The sequence below is a fragment of the Candidatus Methylomirabilota bacterium genome, assembly GCA_035936835.1.
GTDB lineage: Bacteria > Methylomirabilota > Methylomirabilia > Rokubacteriales > CSP1-6 > AR37.
In genome coordinates, this window is the sequence record DASYVT010000009.1 from 1 (window position 1) to 5,067 (window position 5,067).

The following is a 5,067-nucleotide window of genomic DNA, read 5'->3' on the forward strand; positions in this document are numbered from 1 at the left end:
TCCTCCCCTCCGCCCCACGGTACTCAAAGGCGATGCTCTGGCCCTCGACATAACCCAATTCGCGCAGGGCCTCCTTGAAGACCGCGATGCGCGGAATGGGTGTCGGGGGGCCCAGCAAAAGGACCCCAACCACGGGGGCCCGCCCGGGTTGCTGCGCCTCGGCGGCGAGCGGCGTGGCGAGGAGGCCGCCAGTCAGAGAGCCGACGAACACTCGCCGGGTGATCATTGGATGACCTCATCCGCCCGCCCCAGCACCGACGGCGGGATCGTTAGGCCGAGGGCCTTGGCGGCCTTGAGGTTGATTACCAGCTCGAACTTCGTCGGCTGCTCGACGGGCAGGTCGGCGGGCTTCGTACCCTTGAGAATCCTGTCCACGTAGGTAGCGGCGCGCCGATACAAATCAGCAAGGTCCGGTCCATAGGCCATCAGGCCCCCGGCATCGACACTGTCCCTCGATGGGTACACTGCCGGCAGCCGGTTCTTGGCCGCCAGGTCCACGAGGCGTCTTCGCTCACCGAAGAGCATGGCGCTTGGCAACACAGTCATAGCACCCGCGCGCGCCCTGGTCATGTCCGAGAAGGCCCTGTCGACATCGGCGGGGCCTCGCGCCTCAACGAATTGAAGCTGCACCTCCAGCGCCCGCCCCGCGACTTCTGCTTCCTTCAGCATGTCCTTTTCCGTGCGTTCGCCAAAGGCACCCGGCTGCCAGAGGACAGCGACCCGACTGACCCCCGGCACGGCCTGCTTGAGGTGTTCGAGACACTTGCCGACTAGCTCCGGGGCGAGGAAGGCCAACCCTGTGACATTGCCACCCGGCCGCGCAAGGCTGGTGACGAACCCGCTCGTCACCGGATCGCCAGCAGAAGCGAAGACAATGGGGAGGGTCCTGGTCGCTTGCGTGGCGGCCAAGGCGGCGACTGTGTTTGGGGCCACGATGACATCAACCTTGAGCGCAACCAGTTCGGCCGCAAGAGCGGGGAGCCGCTCGAGCTTCCCCTCGGCATCTCGGTATTCGATCACGAGGTTGCGACCCTCGACGTAACCGAGGTCACGCAGTCCTTGACGGAAGGCCTCTCGCAGGTGGGGATTAGGGGCCAGGTTGACCGCCAGCCAGCCTATTCGAGGGACCTTGGCCGCCTGCTGCGCCTCGGCGGCGAACGGTGCGACGACGATGCCGCCAGTGAGCATCGCCATGAAGGTGCGCCGCTCCATCACTGGGTCCTCGCGCAAGTGTTCTGCGACTTAGGGGTGAGTGATCGGATAGGGGCTTGGAGCAGACGGGCCGGGTCCATGCGGAGCCCTCCTTACAGGCTGGGCGGGAGTCTAGCAGAGTCAGTGCCTCTCCTTCAGCGCGGAGTCCGCGCCGCCGCGCGAAGCCGCGCCGTGTCCTCCGGCACGATCGTCCACGTGCGCTCGTCGATCGCCACGCCGTACTCCCGTCGGGCGTACGCGACGCTGATCTTCTCCTCCATCACGTCCCGCAGCACATGCTCGGGATCGCGCTCGAACGGATCGCCCCAGCCACCGGCGCCGGCCAGCTCGTGGCGGTAGACATCGCCATGCCGCACGGTCAGCGTGCACTTGGCCGGCAGCTCGCGGCTGTCCGGCCCTGGGTTCAGGACGTTGCGCGATGGAGTCCCCGGGCGCCCGCCGGCCAGGCCGTAGGGCAGGTGATGGCGCCGGTCGGTGCGGAGCTGGAGCGTGCCTTCCACTTCCAGGAAGCGATACTGGCGCTCCAGGGCGAGGCCGCCGCGGAACTTGCCGGGGCCGCCCGTGTCGGGCAGGTACCCGTAACGCTCGATCATGAGGGGGTACTCGGATTCGATGATCTCGACGGGATTGTTGGAGAAGTTCACGACGGAGCTGCTGCACGCGTCGACGCCGTCCTTGGTCGGGCGGCCCCCCCAGGAGCCGAACAGGAACTCGAGGAAGACGAAGGGCCGGCGTTCGGCGTCGTAACCGCCGAAGCTCACGCCCGTGTCGCCGCCCACTTCGCACGCGAAGACCCGATCGGGCGCGATCTGAGCGAGAGCGCCGAACACCGCGTTGGCCATGCGGAAGCCGGTGAGGCCGCGGGCGGCGACGGCGGCGGGCATGACGGGGTTGACGACGGTGCCCGGCGGCGCGATCACCTCGATCGGGCGGAAGTAGCCCTCGTTGTTCGGCGGGGAGCCGCCGACCAGATGGCGCACGCACGCATAGACGGCGGACTTGGTGAACGGCAGCGGGGAGTTGATGGCGCCCTTCACCTGCGGCGCCGAGCCCGTGAAGTCGGCAATGAGGCGGTCGCCGGCGATGGTGATGGCCACGGTGATCGGAATCGGGTCGGGATCGATGCCGTCGTCGTCCATCCAGTCGGTGAACGTGTAGCGACCGTCGGGCATGGCGGTGATGGCGTTACGCGCCAGCCGCTCGGCCTGCTCGAGCAGCGCCGTCGTACACGCCGCGAAACGTTCGGCGCCGTACTGCTCGGCCAGCTTCAGGTAGCCGCGCTCACCCGTGAGACAGGCGGCCACCTGCGAGCGCACGTCGCCGAGCACCTGGCGTGGCACGCGCACGTTGCGGTCGATCAGCTCGAACACCGCGTCCACCGGCTTGCCCGCCGCGTAGAGTCGGAGCGGCGGGATACGCAGGCCCTCCTGGAAGATCTCCGTGGCGTCGCAGCCGTTACCGCCGGGCGTCTTGCCGCCCACGTCGAGCTGATGCCCGATGCTCGTGGACCAGCCGACGAGGCGCGCCTCCACGAAGATGGGCTTGAAGATATAAAAGTCGGGGAGGTGAGTCCCGCCCTCGTACGGATCGTTCAGGAGGAACACGTCGCCGGGCTCGAGGCTCCCGCCGAACTTGCGGCGCACGTGGGCCATCGCGTCGGGGATGGAGCCCAAGTGCAGCGGCAGCGTGAGGCCTTGGGCGATCAGGCGGCCGTCAGCGTCGCAGAGGGCGCACGACATGTCCATCGCGTTCTTGAGATTGTTCGAGTAGGCGGTGCGCACGAGCGCGATGGCCATCTCGTCCACAATTGCATCCAGGCCGTTCTTCACCAGCTCGAGGAGAATCGGATCGCTGAGATCGCGGGCGCTCATCGCGTGCCTCCGGTGGTGATGACGATGTTGCCGTGAGCGTCCTGGCGGGCGGCGCAGCCCGGCGGGACCAGCGTCGTGGCGTCGTACTCGTCGACGAGGAGCGGCCCAGGCTGAGGCGTCACGTCGAGCGCCGCCCGCGTGATGACTGGCGTCGCGATCTCGCCATGGACGGGTCCGAAGTAGGCGCGGCGGTCGCCGCCGCGGACCGTGCGATCCGCTTCGAGCCGGATCGCGGCGCGGTCGGCGGGGCGCAGCACGCGCGCGGTGAGCCTCAGGTTCACCATCTGGATGGGATCGCCTTCCGCCTTGTGGCCATAGGTCCGCTCGTGCTCGAGCCCGAAGCTGGCGGCCAGTTGGCGCAGGGCCTCGTCGGTCCAGGACCGCGGCAGCGGCACCGTCAGCTCGAAGGATTGTCCTTGGTATTTGAGGTCGACGGCCCGCTCGATCTCCACCTGCGCGCGGCTCCCTTCGCCGCGCAGGAGCGCCTCGGCCTCGCGCTCCAGCTCCGCCACCGCGGCGCCGATCTCCGACGGCTTCGTGCCGAAGAGCGGCCGGAGGAACGTCTTCACCAGGTGATGTTCCAGCTCGGCCTCGAGGAGGCCGAGGGCGCTGAAGACGCCGGGCGCGGGCGGGATCAAGATCGTGCCGATCTCGAGCGAACGGGCCATCTCGGCGGCGAAGAGCGGACCGTTGCCGCCGAACGCCACCAGCGTGAACTCGCGCGGGTCGCGCCCGCGCTCGATGGTGACGGCGCGCACCGCGCGCGCCATGCCCGCGCACCCGAGCAGGTAGACGCCGTGGGCGGCGTCGGCGAGATCGATCCCGAGGGGCGTCGCGATTTGCGCGGCGAGAGCGCGGCGCGCTTTCTCGGCGGCGAGGCGGAGGCCGCTCGGCAGGCGCTCGGGGTGCAGGTAGCCGAGCGTGACGTTGGCGTCGGTGAGCGTGACCTCCGTACCGCCCTGGTCATAGCAGACGGGCCCCGGCACGGCGCCGGCGCTCCGCGGGCCGACGTGGAGCGCCCCCGCGCCGTCGACGCTCACGATGCTGCCGCCGCCCGCGCCGACCTCGGCGATGTCGATGGCGGGCACGCGCAGCAGGAAGCCCCCGCCCTTGTTGAGCCGGCTGCCCTGCGACATCGAGCCGCCGATCTCGAATTCGCCGGTGCGCTTGATCTCGTACCCCTCGATGATGGAGGCCTTCGCGGTCGTGCCGCCCATGTCGATGCTGAGCGCGTTGGGCTCGCCGATCGCGCGGGCGAGCGCGGCCGTGGCGATGACACCGGCGGCGGGCCCCGACTCGATGACGTGCACGGGGCGCCGGCGCCCGCCCTCGGCCGTCATGACGCCGCCGTTTGACTGCATGATGAGCAGCGGCGCGTTGGCCTCCAGCCTGCGCAGCTCGCCCTCGAGCGAGGCGAGATAGCGGCCCATCACGGGCATCACGTAGGCGTTGGTGACGGCGGTACTCGTGCGCTCGAACTCGCGCATCTCGGGCAGGATCTCCGACGAGAGCGTGAGCGCCACGTGGGGCGCGCGCTCGCGGATCATCGCCCCCACCTGGGTCTCGTGGGAGGGGTTGGCGTAGGCGTGCAGGAAGCAGACCGCGATCGATTCCACGCCCTCGGCGAGCAGGCGATCGATGGCGGCGGCCGCGCCCTCGCGGTCGAGCGGCGTGACCACCTCGCCGCGGTGATTCATGCGCTCGCGGATCTCGCGGCGCCACCGGCGGGGCACAAGGGGCGCTGGGCGCTCGAAGTCTAGGTCGTAGAGCCGGGAGAGGCGCAGGCGCCCGATCTCGAGCAGATCGCGGAAGCCCTCTGTTGTCAGGAGGCCGGCGCGAGCGCCGCGGCGCTCGAGGATGGCGTTGGTGGCGACGGTGGTGCCGTGGATGATTTCGCCGATGTCGCGAGCGGGGATGCCGGCCAGGGCCGTCAGCTCCCGGATGCCGTTGATGATCGCCTCGGCGTAGTTGGCGGTCGTCGACA

General features: G+C 69.5%; 4 protein-coding genes. All 4 read right to left on the bottom strand.

Annotated elements, in window-relative coordinates; translation table 11 throughout:
* A partial coding sequence (locus VGV06_00595; GenBank protein HEV2053651.1) for an ABC transporter substrate-binding protein occupies positions 1-226 on the bottom strand: 226 nt, incomplete at its 3' end.
* Positions 223-1,212, bottom strand: a complete 990-nt coding sequence (locus VGV06_00600; protein ID HEV2053652.1) for an ABC transporter substrate-binding protein — start codon at positions 1,210-1,212, stop codon at positions 223-225. The genes VGV06_00600 and VGV06_00595, both read right to left, overlap by 4 nt.
* Before the next feature lie 134 nt (positions 1,213-1,346).
* Complete coding sequence (locus VGV06_00605; protein ID HEV2053653.1) at positions 1,347-3,083, bottom strand: hydantoinase B/oxoprolinase family protein; 1,737 nt, start codon at positions 3,081-3,083, stop codon at positions 1,347-1,349.
* On the bottom strand, positions 3,080-5,067 hold a 1,988-nt coding region (locus tag VGV06_00610), incomplete at its 5' end, for a hydantoinase/oxoprolinase family protein (GenBank protein HEV2053654.1). The genes VGV06_00610 and VGV06_00605, both read right to left, overlap by 4 nt.